General features: G+C 65.1%; 15 protein-coding genes. 6 read left to right on the forward strand and 9 right to left on the reverse strand.

Going from position 1 to position 16725, the window contains the following annotated elements; translation table 11 throughout:
• The first annotated feature begins 140 nt into the window (after positions 1-140).
• From dacB to CUJ91_RS14780, 3 genes are all read left to right on the forward strand, one after another.
• Positions 141-1862: a D-alanyl-D-alanine carboxypeptidase/D-alanyl-D-alanine endopeptidase gene (dacB, locus tag CUJ91_RS14770; protein ID WP_114156454.1), complete on the forward strand. Its 1722-nt coding sequence runs from the start codon at positions 141-143 to the stop codon at positions 1860-1862.
• A gap of 157 nt (positions 1863-2019) precedes the next feature.
• The gene (locus CUJ91_RS14775; RefSeq protein WP_114156455.1) at positions 2020-2982 is read left to right on the forward strand and encodes a sterol desaturase family protein; all 963 of its coding nucleotides are present in this window, start codon (positions 2020-2022) and stop codon (positions 2980-2982) included.
• Positions 2983-3064: 82 nt separating this feature from the next.
• On the forward strand, positions 3065-4318 hold the full coding sequence (locus CUJ91_RS14780) for an SGNH/GDSL hydrolase family protein (protein WP_006049981.1): 1254 nt from the start codon (positions 3065-3067) through the stop codon (positions 4316-4318).
• 167 nt (positions 4319-4485) lie between these two features.
• Here CUJ91_RS14780 and CUJ91_RS14785 read toward each other — a convergent pair whose 3' ends face one another.
• The 9 genes from CUJ91_RS14785 to CUJ91_RS14825 all read right to left on the reverse strand — a co-directional run bounded on the left by CUJ91_RS14785 (position 4486) and on the right by CUJ91_RS14825 (position 14069).
• Positions 4486-5565, reverse strand: a complete 1080-nt coding sequence (locus CUJ91_RS14785; RefSeq protein ID WP_208716134.1) for an L-threonylcarbamoyladenylate synthase — start codon at positions 5563-5565, stop codon at positions 4486-4488.
• Between the two features lie 10 nt (positions 5566-5575).
• Positions 5576-6772: a 5-(carboxyamino)imidazole ribonucleotide synthase gene (locus tag CUJ91_RS14790; protein ID WP_006049979.1), complete on the reverse strand. Its 1197-nt coding sequence runs from the start codon at positions 6770-6772 to the stop codon at positions 5576-5578.
• A gap of 107 nt (positions 6773-6879) precedes the next feature.
• Positions 6880-7398, reverse strand: coding sequence for a 5-(carboxyamino)imidazole ribonucleotide mutase (gene purE / locus CUJ91_RS14795; RefSeq protein WP_029968172.1), 519 nt, complete (start codon positions 7396-7398; stop codon positions 6880-6882).
• Positions 7399-7452: 54 nt separating this feature from the next.
• Positions 7453-8343 carry a phosphoribosylaminoimidazolesuccinocarboxamide synthase gene (locus tag CUJ91_RS14800; protein ID WP_006049977.1) on the reverse strand — a complete coding sequence of 297 codons (891 nt, stop codon included), beginning with the start codon at positions 8341-8343 and terminating at the stop codon, positions 7453-7455.
• A gap of 155 nt (positions 8344-8498) precedes the next feature.
• Positions 8499-9563: a class II fructose-bisphosphate aldolase gene (gene fba, locus CUJ91_RS14805; RefSeq protein ID WP_006049976.1), complete on the reverse strand. Its 1065-nt coding sequence runs from the start codon at positions 9561-9563 to the stop codon at positions 8499-8501.
• Positions 9564-9699: 136 nt separating this feature from the next.
• Positions 9700-11136: a pyruvate kinase gene (pyk, locus tag CUJ91_RS14810; RefSeq protein WP_006049975.1), complete on the reverse strand. Its 1437-nt coding sequence runs from the start codon at positions 11134-11136 to the stop codon at positions 9700-9702.
• A 406-nt stretch (positions 11137-11542) separates the two neighbouring features.
• Positions 11543-12736: a phosphoglycerate kinase gene (locus CUJ91_RS14815; protein WP_006049974.1), complete on the reverse strand. Its 1194-nt coding sequence runs from the start codon at positions 12734-12736 to the stop codon at positions 11543-11545.
• Between the two features lie 266 nt (positions 12737-13002).
• Positions 13003-13326: an AzlD domain-containing protein gene (locus CUJ91_RS14820; protein WP_006049973.1), complete on the reverse strand. Its 324-nt coding sequence runs from the start codon at positions 13324-13326 to the stop codon at positions 13003-13005.
• Complete coding sequence (locus CUJ91_RS14825; RefSeq protein ID WP_006049972.1) at positions 13323-14069, reverse strand: AzlC family ABC transporter permease; 747 nt, start codon at positions 14067-14069, stop codon at positions 13323-13325. Before CUJ91_RS14825 ends, CUJ91_RS14820 begins: the two co-directional genes overlap by 4 nt.
• Before the next feature lie 289 nt (positions 14070-14358).
• On the opposite strand from CUJ91_RS14825, the gene CUJ91_RS14830 reads away from it, so the two are divergent.
• The 3 genes from CUJ91_RS14830 to waaF all read left to right on the forward strand — a co-directional run bounded on the left by CUJ91_RS14830 (position 14359) and on the right by waaF (position 16714).
• A complete protein-coding gene (locus tag CUJ91_RS14830; RefSeq protein WP_114156456.1) occupies positions 14359-15282 on the forward strand; it encodes a branched-chain amino acid transaminase in 924 nt (307 codons plus the stop codon).
• 44 nt (positions 15283-15326) lie between these two features.
• Positions 15327-15521, forward strand: a complete 195-nt coding sequence (locus CUJ91_RS14835; protein ID WP_006049970.1) for a zinc-finger domain-containing protein — start codon at positions 15327-15329, stop codon at positions 15519-15521.
• 167 nt (positions 15522-15688) lie between these two features.
• Complete coding sequence (gene waaF, locus CUJ91_RS14840; RefSeq protein ID WP_006049969.1) at positions 15689-16714, forward strand: lipopolysaccharide heptosyltransferase II; 1026 nt, start codon at positions 15689-15691, stop codon at positions 16712-16714.
• The last annotated feature ends 11 nt before the right edge of the window (positions 16715-16725 follow it).

Raw genomic sequence — 16725 nt, forward strand, 5'->3', positions numbered from 1 at the left:
CATTCGATGATGCCGCATTCTAGCGCCCGCTTCGCACTGCGCGCCCGACGACGCATTTTTCGCCGCAGGCTGCACGCATGTCACTACAATGGGCGCTTTGCGTCGCACAACGCCCTGACATTTTGCTTTCTCGCCCGTTCATGACGCACGCTTTCATGTCTTCCGTCGCACGCCGTTTTCATTACGCGGCGCTGCGTTCGCGCCTGAGTTCCGCTTTCATCGCTGTCATCGCCAGTTCGGCTGACGCTTCCGTTTCGACGCCGCCTTCAGTATCGCCACGCCGCGTTGTGACGCGCGCGAACGCGGCGTGGCTGTTCGTCTGCGCGGCGCTCGTCGGCTCCGCATCGTTGCCGCTCGCCGCCGAGGCGCGCGTCAAGGCCACGCATCCGAGCGTGAACGTCAGCACCGTGTTGCCGCAGTCCGTCATGATCGGCTTGCAGCGCGCGCACGTACCGTTGTCGTCGATCAGCGTGGTCGTCGAGAAAGTCGGCGACCGCACGCCGATCGTCGCGTTGAACGCCGGCAAGCCGATGATGCCCGCATCGACGATGAAGCTCGTCACCACCTACGCCGGCCTGTCGATTCTCGGCCCCGACTACCGCTGGCGCACGAGCGCCTATAGCGACGGCACGCTCGACGCCAACGGCGTGCTGCACGGCAATCTGTACATTCAGGGCACGGGCGACCCGAAGCTCGTGCCCGAGGAACTGATCGACCTCGTGGAGAAGATCCACAAGGCCGGGATTCGCGGCATCGACGGCGCGCTCGTGCTCGACAAGCGCTACTTCGATCCGTCGACGCGCGACCTGCCCGCCTTCGACGACGACGCCAACGCGCCGTACAACGTCGGTCCCGATCCGCTGCTGTACGCGTTCAAGTCGCTGTCGTTCACGCTGACGCCTTCGCCGGACGGCACGGTCGCCATCGACGTGCTGCCCGCCCTCGCGCAATTGCAGATCGACAATCAGATGCGCGCGGTCAACGGCCCGTGCCGCGGCGAAGCGGCGTCCGTCTCGCCCACCGTCACGCCGACGCCCAACGGCACGGTCGTCGCGTCGTTCGCCGGCGACTATTCGGTGCGCTGCGGCCCGCGCACGATCAACGTCGCGGTGCTCGATCATTCGGCGTTCTTCGCGGGCGGCTTCCTTGCGCTGTGGCAGCAAACCGGCGGCACGTTCAGCGGCACGACACGCGAAGGGGCGGTCCCCGTCGGCGCGAAGCTCGTAGCCACGCATCAGGGGCCGATACTGTCGGACGTCGTGCGCGACATCAACAAGTTCAGCAACAACACGATGGCGCGCAACCTGTTCCTGTCGATCGGCGCGGCTGAAGAAAAGCCGCCCGCCACGACCGCCAAATCGGCGCGCGCGATCGAGGCCTTTCTGCGGCGCGACAGCATCGACATGGAATATCTGACGCTCGACAACGGCTCGGGCCTCTCGCGTGACGAGCACATCACGGCGCTCTCGCTCGCCGATTTGCTGCAACGGGCGAACGCAAGTCCGGTGGCGCAGGTGTTCGTGCAGTCGCTGCCGATTGCGGGTGTCGACGGCACGATGCGCAACCGCCTGACCAACCAGGGCGCGGGCGGCAACGCGCAGATCAAGACCGGCACCTTGCGCGACGTGCGCGCGATCGCGGGCTATGTGGCATCCGCGGACGGCAACAGCTATGTCGTGGTGAGCTTCATCAACGATCCGCATTCGGAAGCCGCGCGCGCCGCGCACGACGCGCTGCTCGAATGGGTTTATCAAGGACCGGCCACGGGCTTCAGCAAAATCTCCGCGCCCGCCGCCGAACCGGCGAGCGCGGCACCGCGCGGCAAGCCCAGGAAAAACCCGCGCACGCGCGGCGCCCATTGAGGATTCCTTCTAGCGAAGGCCACGCGCGCCACGCGCGTAACCGTGTACGCTGTCGGGCAGTGTTCGGGCCGCATGTCACGCCCGAACCATAACAACAACCCACGACAGAACACCGCGGCATGTCACGCGGCGGCAAGGGACCACGGAGGAAGACACCATGCAATTCGATGCCGAATTGCTGCTGCTCGCCATGGCGCCAGTCTTTCTCGCATGTATCGGCTGGGAGGCGTGGCACCTGCGGCGAACGCGCCCCGGCGCACGGCTCTATAGCTGGCGCGACACGCTCTGCAATGCGGCGCTCGCGCTCATGCAGCAAGCCGCCGACAAGCTCGCGTGGCTCGCGATTCTCCCCGTCTATGCGTTCTTCTACGATCACTACCGCGTCCACATCTGGCAAGCGGGCTGGCTCTCGTTTGCGCTGCTGTTCGTCGCGCAGGATCTGCTCTACTACGTGTTTCACCGTTGCAGTCATCGCGTGCGCTGGTTGTGGGCCGCGCATGTCGTACATCACTCGTCGGAGCGGATGAATTTTTCGACCGCGTTCCGGCAGAGCCTCATGTATCCGGTTGCGGGCATGTGGCTCTTCTGGATTCCGCTTGCCGTGCTCGGCTTTCCGCCGAAGCAGATCGTGGCGATCGTGCTGATCAATCTCGGCTTCCAGTTTTTCGTGCATACGCAGGCGATCGGCAAGATCGGCGGCAAGTTTGCGTGGATCGAATACGTGTTCAACACGCCGTCGATTCATCGCGTGCATCACGCGCGCAACGACCGCTATATCGACCGCAACTATGCGGGCGTGCTGGTGATCTGGGACCGGCTGTTCGGCAGTTACGTCGACGAAGACCCGCGCGAGCCGCCGGTCTACGGCATCGTCGAGCCGCTTCATACCTACAACCCGCTGAGGGCGACGTTTCACGAATGGGCGTCGATGGCGCGCGACTTCGCGAGCGCGCGCAGTGTGCCCGACAAGCTGCGCGCGCTGTTCGCGCCGCCCGCGTGGGCCGCCGATTATCATGCGCGGCGCATGGCTGCTTCAACGGCCCACACAACGCTCAACGACAACGAAAACAACAACAAGGCCGCGTTATCAGCACGACGCAGACCCTGGAAGATTCTGTAAGCTGTCGTCACGCCGCCGACGCGGCGGACGCGGCCTGCAATACATGGCGCAAGGGCCAAACATACGAGGAGATGTAGCCAACATGAAGCAAACAGCATCGAGGAAACAGGATTGGTTGCGCGTCACGCAAATTGCCGTAGCCAGCGCCGCGTTTGCGCTGCTCGCCGCTTGCGGCGGTGGCGGCGATGACAACAACAACGCCAGCAGCAGCACGCCGGCAGGCGGCGTCAAGCTGCAGGTGGTCTCGTTCGGCGACAGCCTGTCGGACGTCGGCACGTATGCGCCGGTCATCCAGGGGAGCTTCGGCGGCGGCCGCTTCACGACCAACCCCGGCGAAGTGTGGACGCAAAAAGTCGCCGAGTATTACGGCGACACGTTGAAGCCCGCCTACCTCGGCGGCTTCGGTAAGCCGCTCGCCGCGGCAGGCGGCTTCGGTTACGCCCAGGGCGGCTCGGACGTCGTCAATGCTCAAGGCAAAGGCTGGGCGCCGAACAATATGGCGGCCACGACCGTGCCTATCGTGGGTCAGGTGCAGAACTACCTGAGCGCCCATACGAGCTTCAATGCGAACCAGCTCGTGCTCGTGAACGGCGGCGCGAACGACATCTTCCAGTTCGCCGAAAACACCGCGAATCTCACGGCGCTCGGCGCCGCGCTGCAGACGCAGTTCCCGTTGCTCGTGCAGGCAGGCAAGCTGCCGAATACGCAGGCGGGCCAGGTTGCGTTCATCGTCGGCTATCTGCAGCAATTGTCCAATCCCCAGGTTGCTCAGGCTGCCAGCCAGCTCGCCGCGCAAGTCAAGACCATCGTCAACGCGGGCGCGACGCACGTCGTGGTGTCGACGGTGCCGGACATCGGCAATACGCCGCTCGGCGTCGCGGCCAACGCGAGCACGCCGGGCTCGGCCGCGCTGCTGTCGGGAATCTCCGCGGCGTATAACTATCTGTTCGTGCAGAACCTCACGGCGCTCGGTCTGCTCGGAACGGGCAAGGTGATCGTGGTCGATGCGTTCACCTGGCAGGATCAGCAGTTGCCGAACTACAAGGCGCTCGGCTTCACGGTGTCGAACACCGGCACGGCCTGCAACCTTACCGCGATGCAGACCAACGCAACCGCTTACGCCCGCGCCAATCCGAGCGCGACGAACGGGCTGACGCCGGAGCAGTACGGCGCGCAGTTCGGCTCTTCGCTGTTCTGCTCGCCGCAGACGTACACGGTGGCCGGCGCGGATCAGACCTACATGTTCGCGGACACGGTTCACCCGAGCTCGCACATGCACGCGCTGTTCGCGCAGTACGTTCAGCAGCAGATCGCGGCGACGGGACTGGGTAAGTAAGTGGAGTGAGTGGAGTTCGGCCGCGCGGCGCGCGGTCGCTTTCCGCGAAGGAAGGATTGAGCAACGCCTGGCTTATCGATTCTGTCGATTGAGTAGCCAGGCGTTTTTTTATTGCGTGTTTATTGCGACTTCGATCAAGCGCTTGCGAAGCGACAGCAAAGCAAAACTCAGTGCCCTTGCGCCTCGAACGCGGCCGCGGCGCGGCCGAGCCGATCGTTCACGGCGATCCATTCGATGGTATCCGGCAGCTTCTCAATCAGAATACGCGCGACGTTCGCGCGATCCAGCGCGCGCAGCAAGCCGTACAGCTCGCGTGCATACACATGCGGATCTTCCGGCGCGGCGATGAAGTGCACGCCCTCGGCGTCGGCCCAATGCCCTGCTCGCGATGCCCGCGCGACGAGCGCAACGCGCTCGCCGGCTGCGCGCGCGGCGAGCAATGGCTCGAGCGCATTGAACGGCAGCAACGCGAGCGGCGTGCGCGGCGCGTAATGCGCCTTCAGCGTGCCGGACGCACGCGGCGCGGTGGCGTCGGAACCATCGGGCAGGCGCGGCGCTTCGCCGAGCACATCGGCGATATCTTGCGGCGTGACGCGGCCCGGCCTCAGCAACGCGGGGAATCCGCGCGACAAATCCACAATGGTCGACTCGATGCCGACGTCGGACGCGCCGCCGTCGAGCACATGAATCGCACTGCCGAACTCGTCGCGCACATGCTGCGCGGTGGTCGGGCTCACATGCCCAAAACGATTCGCCGACGGCGCCGCCACGCCGCCGTGCCCGGCGCGCAACGTGCTGAACGCTTCGAGCAGCGCCTGCGCCACAGGATGCGACGGACAGCGCAAGCCGACCGAATCCTGCCCGCCGCTGACGGCCGCCGGGATGTGTGCCGCGCGCTTCAGAATCAGCGTGAGCGGCCCCGGCCAGAAGGCGTCGATCAGACGCTGCGCCTCTTGCGGCAAGTGCTCGACCCAATAGTTCGGATCGCCCTGCGGCGCCAGATGCACGATCACCGGATGATTGGCCGGCCGGCCCTTTGCCGCGTAGATGCGCGCGACGGCGTCGGGATTTTCCGCGTCGCCGCCGAGGCCATAGACCGTCTCCGTCGGAAACGCGACGAGACCGCCCGCGTCGAGCAGCGCCGCCGCATCCTCGATCTGCGCGGCGCTGACAGGCAGCGCGTTCGCGGCGCCTTCGCCGGATTGGTCGGAATGGCCGGCCTGGCCGGGTGTCTGTGGATCGGGCATGGCGCGCGCGTCAGCTCGTGGGGATATGCAGAAGGCGCGCGCAATCGCGTGCCGCCGTGCGCGCTTCTTCGAGCGTCGCGGCAGTGAAGTTCACGTGGCCCATCTTGCGGCCGCAACGCGCTTCTTCCTTGCCGTACAGATGCAGGCGGGCGGCCGGCATCGCCGCTACCTCGTGCCAGGGCGGCGTGACCGACGCGCCCTTCGGCCCGCTTGGGAACCACACGTCGCCGAGAATGTTCAGCATGACGGCCGGCGAATGCTGACGCGTGTCGCCAAGCGGCATGCCGGTCATCGCGCGCACTTGCTGCTCGAACTGGCTGGTCGCGCAGGCGTCGACGGTGTAGTGCCCCGAGTTGTGCGGACGCGGCGCCATTTCGTTGGCCACCAGCGAACCGTCTTCGAGAATGAAGAATTCGACGCACAGCACGCCGACATAACCGAGCTTGTCGGCGATTTGCAGCGCGGCCTGTTGCGCCTGCTGGACAAGCGTCGCGCTCGCGTCCGGCGCCGGCACGATGGTGTGCGACAGCACGCCGTCGCGGTGCGTGTTCTGCGCGAGCGGATAGACGGCCGACGTGCCGCTCGAGCCGCGCGCGATCAACGCGGAGACTTCGAACTTGAGCGGCAAACGCTTTTCGAGCACGCACGGCACGCCGCCGAGCGACGCGTGCGCCTCGCGCACTTCCTCGGCATTGCGCACGCGGATCTGGCCTTTGCCGTCGTAGCCCATGCGCGCCGTTTTGACGATGCCGGGCAGCACGGCGTCGAGCTGTGCATCGTCCATTGCGGCGAGCGCGTCCGATGATTCGATCACGACGTGCGGCGCGACCGCCACGCCCGACGACGCGATAAAGCGCTTTTCGGCGATGCGGTCCTGCGCGACGGCCACGCAGCGGCCGGCGGGGCTGACGAACGTGGTCTTCGCGAGGAAGTCGAGGCTCGCGGCCGGCACGTTCTCGAATTCAGTGGAGACCGCCGCGCACAGCCGCGCGAGTTCGGTCAACGACGCTTCGTCGTCGTAAGCCGCGCGCAGATGGCGGTCGGCGACCGAGCCTGCCGGGCTGTTTTCGTCCGGATCGAGCACGGCGACACGGTAGCCCATGGCCTGTGCGGCAAAGCAGAACATGCGGCCGAGCTGGCCGCCACCGACCATGCCAAGCCATGCGCCTGGCAGAATCGGTGAAACCGGTGTGTTGTCTGGGTTCATCTTGGTGGTCGGTCGCGGCCGGGCGTGCATGCGGTTCAGCAGTGGCAAGCGCCCGGCGGGTAGGTGGGACAGGGGACGTCGTGTAGCAATCGCGGATCAGTTGGCGCTCATAGCGCCGGCAGCACCATCGCGTGAGCCGCTTCGTTCTGGCGCACACGGAACGCCGCCAGCTTCTCCGCGTATTCCGCGCTCGTGCCGCTCAGGATCGATACGGCGAAGAGCGCTGCATTCGCCGCGCCCGCCTCGCCGATCGCAAAGGTCGCGACAGGCACGCCCTTGGGCATCTGCACGATCGAATGCAACGAGTCGACGCCCTTCAGATACTTGCTCGCCACCGGCACGCCGAGCACCGGCACCGTGGTCTTGGCGGCCAGCATGCCCGGCAGATGCGCCGCGCCGCCCGCACCCGCGATGATCGCGCGGATGCCGCGTTCGCGCGCGCTTTCAGCATAGGCGAACATTTCGTCCGGCATGCGGTGCGCCGACACGACCTTCGCTTCGTACGGCACGCCGAATTCCTGCAGAATCGCGACGGCGTTCTTCATCACTTCCCAGTCGGAGCTGGAGCCCATCAGCACGCCGACAACCGGCGCGCCATGCGTATGGGCGGTCTGTGCTTCACTCATCTTGCGGCTTTCCTCTTGCGGCTTCGCTGCTACGGGTTGGCGGGTCGGAAGCGGTCAGGCGAGCTTGTGCCCGGTCAGACGCTCGAGCGCTTCCTGGTATTTTTCGCCCGTCTTCTGGACCACGTCGTCCGGCAGCTTCGGCGCGGGCGGCTCTTTCGCCCAGTCTTGCGTTTCAAGCCAGTCGCGCACGAACTGCTTGTCGAACGACGGCGGATTCGTGCCAACCTGATACTGGTCGGCCGGCCAGAAGCGCGACGAATCTGCGGTGAGCGCCTCGTCCATCAGGTACAGCTTGCCGTGGTTGTCCAGACCGAACTCGAACTTCGTATCCGCGATGATGATGCCGCGCGTCGCCGCATAGTCCGCGGCTTCCTTGTACAGCCGGATCGAGATGTCGCGGATCGTGGCCGACAGTTCGGTGCCGATGCGGCGTTCCATCTCGTTGTAGGTGATGTTTTCGTCGTGATGGCCCATTTCGGCCTTGGCTGCCGGCGTGAAAATCGGCTCGGGCAGCTTCTGCGCGTTTTGCAGCCCCGGCGGCAATTCCACGCCGCAGACCGAACCGGTGGCCTGGTAGTCTTTCCAGCCGCTGCCGGCCAGATAACCGCGCACCACGGCTTCGACGAGAATCGGCTCCAGGCGCTTGACGACCACCGCGCGGCCCTTGACCTGCTCGACTTCGTCAGCCGCCACGACCGACTCGGGCGCCACGCCCGTCAGGTGATTCGGCACGACGTGCTTGAGCTTCTCGAACCAGAAGTTGGCCATTTCGTTGAGCACGCGACCCTTGTTCGGAATCGGCTCGCCCATGATGACGTCGAACGCCGACAGACGGTCGGTCGTGACGATCAGCAACTGGTCGTTGCCCACCGCATAGTTGTCGCGGACTTTACCGCGGCCGAGCAGCGGCAGCGAGCGGAGCGTGGATTCGTAAAGGGTAGACATCGTCGTGGTTCGCTAAAAGTGAGGCAAAAAAGTGTGAGCGGAACAAAAGGGAAACGCCGTTCCCCGGATGATGCGGGAACGGCGATCTGACGACAACCTGGCCAAACGGCCAGGCGCACAGCAAAAAATGACGCAACCGGGAGCTTAACGGGAGCTTAGCGGACGACTTGCGCGAGTTCGCCCGACTTGTACTTCTCCGCGATTTTATCAAGCGAAACCGGCTTGATCTTGCCGGCCTGGCCTTCGCAGCCGAATTGCGTGTAGCGCTCGATACAAATCTTCATCGCGGCTTCGCGCGCCGGCTTCAGATAATCGCGCGGATCGAACTTGCCCGGGTTGGTCGCCATGTAGCGGCGAATCGCGCCGGTGATCGCGAGACGCAGGTCGGTGTCGATATTGACCTTGCGCACGCCGTGCTTGATGCCTTCCTGGATTTCCTCGACGGGCACGCCGTAGGTTTCCTTCATGTCGCCGCCGAATTCGCGGATCTCGGCCAGCAGTTCCTGCGGCACCGACGACGAACCGTGCATCACCAGGTGCGTGTTCGGAATGCGCTGGTGAATTTCCTTGATGCGCTGGATCGACAGAATATCGCCCGTCGGCTTCTTGCTGAACTTGTACGCGCCGTGCGACGTGCCGATGGCGATGGCCAGCGCGTCGCATTGCGTGAGCTTGACGAAGTCGGCGGCCTGCTCCGGGTCGGTCAGCAGTTGCTCGCGGGTCATCGTGCCTTCCGCGCCGTGGCCGTCTTCCTTGTCGCCCTTCATGGTTTCCAGCGAGCCCAGCACGCCGAGTTCGGCTTCGACCGTGACGCCGATCGAGTGCGCCGCTTCCACCACCTTGCGCGACACTTCGACGTTGTACTCATACGAAGCGACCGTCTTGCCGTCGGCTTCGAGCGAGCCGTCCATCATCACGCTGGTGAAGCCGCTGCGGATCGCCGCCATGCAGACCGCCGGCGACTGGCCGTGGTCCTGATGCATCACGACGGGAATGTGCGGATAAGACTCGACCGCTGCTTCGATCAGATGGCGCAGGAACGCTTCGCCCGCGTACTTACGCGCGCCGGCCGATGCCTGCATGATGACCGGAGCGTTGACCTTGTCGGCCGCCGCCATGATCGCCTGCACCTGCTCCAGATTGTTCACGTTGAATGCCGGAAGGCCGTAGCCGTTTTCAGCGGCGTGGTCCAGCAGTTGACGCATTGATACGAGAGGCATGCTGTACTCCTTAGATTGAAACGAATTCTTTTGCCGCCGGCATCTTTTGGGCGATCAGAAAGCGAAGCAAGCCGCATACCTGTCGGCCAGCCTGCTTCGCTCGATCAAGCCTGCGCCAGTCGGCCAGTACCGCCGGTCAATACGGCTCACCGACGCGCACGATCTTCAGCGTGTTGGTGCCGCCGGCCTGGCCCATCGGCTCGCCGACGGTCAGCACGACCATGTCGCCGCGCGACGCATAACCCTTGCCGACGACCGTCTCCAACGCCTGTTGCAACGCCGTGTCGCGGTCGGTGTTCGTGTCCAGATGCAGCGAAGTCACGTTGCGATACAACGCCATCGCCCGCTCGCTGCCGACGCGCGGCGTGAGCGCAAAAATCGGCACGTGCGTCCAGTGACGCGACATCCACAGCGCGGTCGAGCCGGATTCGGTCAACGCGACAATCGCCTTCGCGCCCAGATGGAACGCCGTGAACAGCGCGCCCATCGCGATGGACTGGTCGATGCGCGTGAACGTGCGGTCGAGGAAATCCTTGTCCAGTTCCGACTGCTCCGACTTCTCGGCTTCAACGCAAATCGCGGCCATTGTCTCGATGGTCTGCACCGGATACTTGCCCGCCGCCGATTCCGCCGACAGCATCACCGCGTCCGTGCCGTCGAGCACTGCGTTCGCGACGTCCGACACTTCGGCGCGCGTCGGCACCGGCGCGTAGATCATCGACTCCATCATCTGCGTCGCGGTGATCACGAACTTGTTCGACTCGCGCGCCATCCGAATCATGCGCTTTTGCAGCGCGGGGACTGCGGCATTCCCCACTTCCACGGCGAGATCGCCGCGCGCGACCATGATGCCGTCCGATGCGTCCAGAATGCCTTGCAGCGCCGGAATGGCTTCCGCGCGCTCGATCTTGGCGATCATCTTCGGCTTGATGCCATACGGCGCGCCGGCGATGTTCGCGAGCTGACGGGCCATTTCCATATCGGTCGCGTTCTTCGGAAACGACACCGCGACGAAATCGACGCCGAGCGACATGGCCGTGCGGATGTCTTCCATGTCCTTGGCGGTCAGCGCGGGCGCTGTCAGGCCGCCGCCCTGGCGGTTGATGCCCTTGTTGTTCGACAGGTCGCCGCCGATCTTCACGATCGTGTGGATCTCGTTTCCGAGCACGCGCTGAACGTTCAGCACGATCAGGCCGTCGTTGAGCAGCAGCACGTCGCCCGGCTTCAGGTCGCGCGGCAGGTCCTTGTAGTCGAGACCCGCGCGTTCCTGGTTGCCGAGCTCGCAGTCGGCGTCGAGGATGAACGGCTCGCCGGAGACGAGCGTGACCTTGCCGTTTTCGAATTTGCCGACCCGGATCTTCGGGCCTTGCAGGTCCGCCATGATGGCGACCTCGCGGCCCGCCTGGCGAGCCGCCTCGCGCACGAATTCGGCGCGCTGGCGGTGGTCGTCCGCGGTGCCATGCGAGAAATTGAGCCGCACCACGTCGGCGCCTGCCTGAATCATTTGCAGCAGGATCTCCGGCGTGCTGGAAGCCGGTCCGATGGTAGCGACAATCTTGGTGGCGCGATGCATGAGTCTCCTCGTCTGGATAGGATCGCTGGAAAGAGCGCTGCGAGTCGGATGCGGAGGCTGCGCACCGAAAGATGCTGCCGGGGGCTGCGCGCCGGTTGAAACCAGCGTCGCTTTATGGGGTGAAGCGGTATTCGACACCGGCGCGGGGGGCGCGGGTGGAGATGTAGCTGTAGATCCGACGGATTGTTCCGATTCGCTGACCGCCGGCGTGGCTTCGCTGGCGGCAGCTTCGAGTGCGGTGGCCAGCGCGGCGGCAACCGTGCCGGCAAGCTCGGACTCCTTGGCCGCCGTCGCGGCGTCGGGGCGCGCTGTACGCTCCCCCGCCGTTGCTGCCGCGGTGTCGCGCGGCTTGCCGCGCTGACCGTTCGCTTTCGCAGACTTCGCCGTTGGGGAGCGCGCCGCCACGTTAAGCCCGCGATTCCAGAACTTCGACCGCCGGCAGCTTCTTGCCTTCGAGGAACTCGAGGAAAGCGCCGCCGCCCGTCGAGATATAGCTGACCTTGTCGTGGATGCCGTACTTGGCGATCGCAGCGAGCGTATCGCCGCCGCCCGCAATCGAAAACGCCGACGACCTCGCGATCGCGTCGGCCAGCGTCTTGGTGCCGTTGCCGAACTGGTCGAACTCGAACACGCCGACCGGCCCGTTCCACACAATGGTGCCGGCCTTTTCGAGTTGCGCGGCGAGCGCCTTCGCGGTGTCCGGTCCGATGTCGAGGATCATGTCGTCGTCTTCGACGTCCGCGACGGCCTTGATTTCGGCCTTGGCGGTCGGCGAAAACTCCTTGGCCGTGACCACGTCGGTCGGAATCGGCACCGATGCGCCGCGCGCCTTCGCTGCGTCGATAATGGCTTTGGCTTCGCTCACCAGATCGGCTTCGGCCAGCGATTTGCCGATCTTCAGGCCCGCGGCCAGCATGAACGTGTTCGCAATGCCGCCGCCGACGATCAGCTGATCCACCTTCTCGGCGAGCGACTTCAGAATGGTCAGCTTGGTCGAAACCTTGGAGCCCGCGACGATCGCGACCAGCGGGCGCTTCGGCGCGCCGAGCGCCTGGCCGAGCGCTTCGAGCTCGGCGGCCAGCAGAGGACCGGCGCAAGCCACGGGCGCATATTTAGCGATGCCGTGCGTGGTCGCTTCGGCGCGGTGCGCGGTGCCGAACGCGTCGTTCACGTAGATGTCGCAGAGCTTCGCCATTTTCTGCGCGAGCTCGTCGGAATCCTTCTTTTCGCCCTTGTTGACGCGGCAGTTTTCCAGCAGCACGACCTGGCCCGGCGCGACGTTCACGCCGTTTTCGACCCAGTTCGCCACCAGCGGCACGTCGCGGCCGAGCAGTTCGGCGAAGCGCTTCGCGACCGGCGCGAGCGAGTCTTCCGGCTTGAAATCGCCTTCGGTCGGACGGCCCAGGTGCGACGTGACCATCACCGCGGCGCCCGCGTCGAGCGCGGCCTTGACCGCCGGCACCGAGGCGCGGATGCGGGTGTCTTCGGTGATGTTGCCCTGATCGTCCTGCGGCACGTTGAGATCGGCGCGGATGAACACTCGTTTGCCGGACAGCTTGCCTTCGGCGATCAGATCGGAGAGACGCAGTACCTTGTTCATGGGCGTTTGTGTGCGAGTTGATGGAAGGCGATGGCGGACGGCGCACACGGCTTTCGGCGCAGCAACTGCGGCGCGTCGGCACGGCGGCCCCACGAAGCGGGAGGCCGGTGCGAACGCCGCGGCGCGGGCGCCAGGCGTTGGCGCGGTCATCCCGGAAAGGGGCATTTTAACTGATCCGCACAGCCTTCTGACCCGCCCGCGGGCGAATCTCCCGTATTCGAATGCCGCGCGCCGCATGCCGCAATGCAACATCGCAACGCCTGAAACTACATCAAAAGGCGCAATACCGTGAACACGATCATTCCGACGACGATCGTACCGAGCATGGTGCGCCGCCACAAAAACCAGCCGAGGCCGGCGAGCGCCGCATAGAACTCATGGTTCGACGGCGCGAACGACAGGCCGTCGGGCGTGCCGAGCACGTCCGGCAGTACGACGGCGGCGAGCGCCGCGGCGGGTGCGTAGCGCAGCATGCGCTGCACGCGCGCCGGCAAAACCGTGCGTTCGCCGCCGATTAGAAACATCGCGCGTGTCACCGCGGTGACGACGGTCATGCCGAGAATGGCGAGCCACACTTCCACGGACGTCATCGCGAATCTCCCGCGCTGTTACGAACGCGGCGCAAGTCGGCGCGCTCGGCCATCAGATCGGCCGCGCTCCCCGCGAGAATCGCCGCGATGACCGCAAGCGGCAGCCCGAGGCGATACGGCAAATCGAAAGCGAGCAACGACACGATGCCCGCGATGCACACCGCCACCAGCGTGGAACGCGTGGCGATCGCCGCGACCATGATGGGCAGCAGCGCCAGCGTGCCGGCGAGCGCGAGTCCCCAGTTATCCGGAATCAGGCTCGCCAGCAGAATGCCCGCTATCGACGCCACCTGCCACGACAGCCAGCTGGACACCGCCATGCCCCAGAAGTACGCCTCCTTGCCGGGCACGTAGCCGGTCGGGAAGTTCTTCTTGAGGAACAGCAGATAGATCACGTCGCCGTTGAAGTAGCCGAGCGCGATACGCCGCCACATCGACAGATAGGAAAAATGCGGGGCAAGGCCGACGCTGAAGATCACGAAACGCGTATTCACCATCGCGGCCGTGAGCAGCACCGTCCACATGGGCAGCTTGGCGGCGAGGAGCGGCAGCACCGCGAGTTGCGACGAACCGGCGTAACACAGCAGCGACATGGCGAGCGCCTGCGGCAGCGTGAGCACGGACTTGCTCATCGCGATGCCGGTGACGAGCCCCCACGAGCAGATCGCCATGAGCGTGGGCGAATAGGCGCGCGCGCCCTCGAGGAAAGCGCGGCGATCGGTATCTGACAGGCGAGCGAGCATGAGGCGAAAAGCGCGGGCGCCGAAGGCCGCGATGAGGAAATGGAGCGAAATCGGCGCCAGGTCGTGAAGCACCCGCTGGCGCGTCCGGATGTGAATTATGCGTGCGCCGAATTATAGCGCCCGACCTGCGTCCAAATGCCCGTTTCGTGTGCAAAAGACGCTAAAATAACGCTCTTCGCTGCACCCCATCGGAAATTTCGGGCGCGTCCCGGCTTTCCCGCGCTTCGGGCGCCCGCGCGAGTCGACGGGCTTGGGGTTCCACACCAACACGCACCTGCTGGAGAACCGTATGTCAATGGCCGACCGCGACGGCAAGATCTGGATGGATGGCAAGCTGATCGACTGGCGCGATGCCAAGATCCATGTGCTGACCCACACGCTGCATTACGGCATGGGCGTTTTCGAAGGCGTGCGCGCCTATAAGACGGCAGACGGCGGCACCGCGATTTTCCGTCTGCAGGAACACACCAAGCGTCTTCTGAACTCGGCCAAGATTTTTCAGATGGACGTGCCGTTCGACCATGAAACGCTCGCCGCCGCGCAGCGCGAAGTGGTCCGCGAAAACAAGCTCGAGTCGTGCTATCTGCGCCCGATCATCTGGGTCGGCTCGGAAAAGCTCGGCGTGTCGGCCAAGGGCAATACCATTCATGTCGCGATCGCGGCGTGGCCGTGGGGCGCTTACCTCGGTGAAGACGGGCTTGCCAAGGGCATCCGCGTGAAGACGTCGTCGTTCACGCGCCATCACGTGAACGTGTCGATGGTCCGCGCGAAGGCGTCGGGCTGGTACGTGAACTCGATCCTCGCGAACCAGGAAGCCGTCGCCGACGGTTACGACGAAGCGCTGCTGCTCGACGTGGACGGCTACGTGTCGGAAGGCTCGGGCGAGAACTTCTTCCTCGTGAACAACGGCAAGCTGTACACGCCGGATCTGTCGTCGTGCCTCGACGGCATCACGCGCGACACGGTCATCACGCTCGCGCGCGACGCGGGCATCCAGGTGATCGAAAAGCGCATCACGCGCGACGAGGTCTACACCTGCGACGAAGCGTTCTTCACCGGCACCGCCGCGGAAGTCACGCCGATCCGCGAACTGGATAACCGCACCATCGGCGCGGGCGCCCGCGGCTCGATCACGGAGAAGCTGCAGTCGGGCTTCTTCGACATCGTCAACGGCAAGAGCGACAAGTACGCGCACTGGCTGACCAAGATTTAACGCGCACTGCACCGCGCGCACCCTGCATACAACGAGAAAGTCTCATGAGCGATATCAAGGAAATGCCGCTGGTCGAACTCACGGCAAAAGACCTCCCGGCGTACTGTCCGAATCCGGCCATGCCGCGCTGGAGCGCGCACCCGCGCGTCTTTATCGACGTCTCGCACGGCGAGGCGCGCTGCCCCTACTGCAGCACGCGTTACAAGCTGCGCGACGGCGAAGTGATCAAGGGTCACTGAACCTCACACCTGAGCGCCGTTCGTCTGCGTCATCGGCTGTCGACTGATTGCGGGCGCGCCGTTGCGGCGTGCCCGCGGCCGACGGCCTTTTCCCTTTACTTTCATTTAAACGAAGCGCCACGCGCATCGCGCGCGGCGCTTCGTTTCGACACCGGACACCCACTCTGATGCGTCGCGCGTTGGTTATCGCACCGAACTGGATCGGTGACGCATTGATGGCGCAGCCGCTTTTTGCGCGCCTCGTGAAACTGCATCCCCGCATGGCGATCGACGCGGTCGCGCCCTCGTGGGTCGCGCCCGTGCTCGAACGCATGCCGGAAATCCGCGACGTCTACGCGACCGATCTCGCGCACGGCAAGCTGCAGATGCTGCGTCGCTGGCAGCTCGCGAGCGACTTGCGCGACGTCGGCTACGACGCGGCCTATGTACTGCCGAACTCGCTGAAATCCGCGCTGATTCCGTGGATGGCCGGCATCCGGCTGCGCATCGGCTATACCGGAGAAAGCCGCATCGGCCTGTTGAACGTGCGCCACGCGAATCCGCGCAAGGACGAGCGGCCGCCGATGGTCGGCCATTACGCCGCTCTCGCCTACGCGCCCGGCGCGAAGATTCCCGACGACCTGCCGATGCCGCGGCTCGACGCCGATCTGAACGAGGCGGCGCGCGTATCGGCGCGCTTCAATCTCGACACGCGGGTGCCGTTGCTCGTGTTCTGCCCCGGCGCGGAATACGGCCCGGCCAAGCGCTGGCCGCCGGAGCACTTCGCGGCGCTCGCGCAAATGGTCGGCCAGTCGTTCCCGTACACGCAGATCGTCGCGCTCGGTTCGCCGAAAGATGCGCCGCTTGCGCAGGCCATCGCCGAAAAAGCGCCGAACGTGCGCAATCTGTGCGGCCAGACGGCGCTCGGCGAAGCGTGCGCGCTGATCTCGCGGGCCAACGCAGTCGTCACCAACGATTCCGGGTTGATGCACGTCGCGGCCGCGCTGCGCCGGCCGCTCGTGGCCGTCTACGGCTCGACCGATCCGCGGCACACGCCGCCCTTGTCGGAGCTTGCGAAGGTACAATGGCTTCATCTCGAATGCAGCCCCTGTTTTCAGCGCGAGTGTCCGCTGGGTCATCTGAACTGCCTGAAGCAGTTGAGCGCCGAGCAGGTTTTCGGCGATTTGCGCGGCATGTTGCTCGCGCACCGCTGAGCCGGCTGACA

This window comes from Paraburkholderia graminis (assembly GCF_003330785.1).
Taxonomy (GTDB): Bacteria; Pseudomonadota; Gammaproteobacteria; order Burkholderiales; family Burkholderiaceae; genus Paraburkholderia; species Paraburkholderia graminis.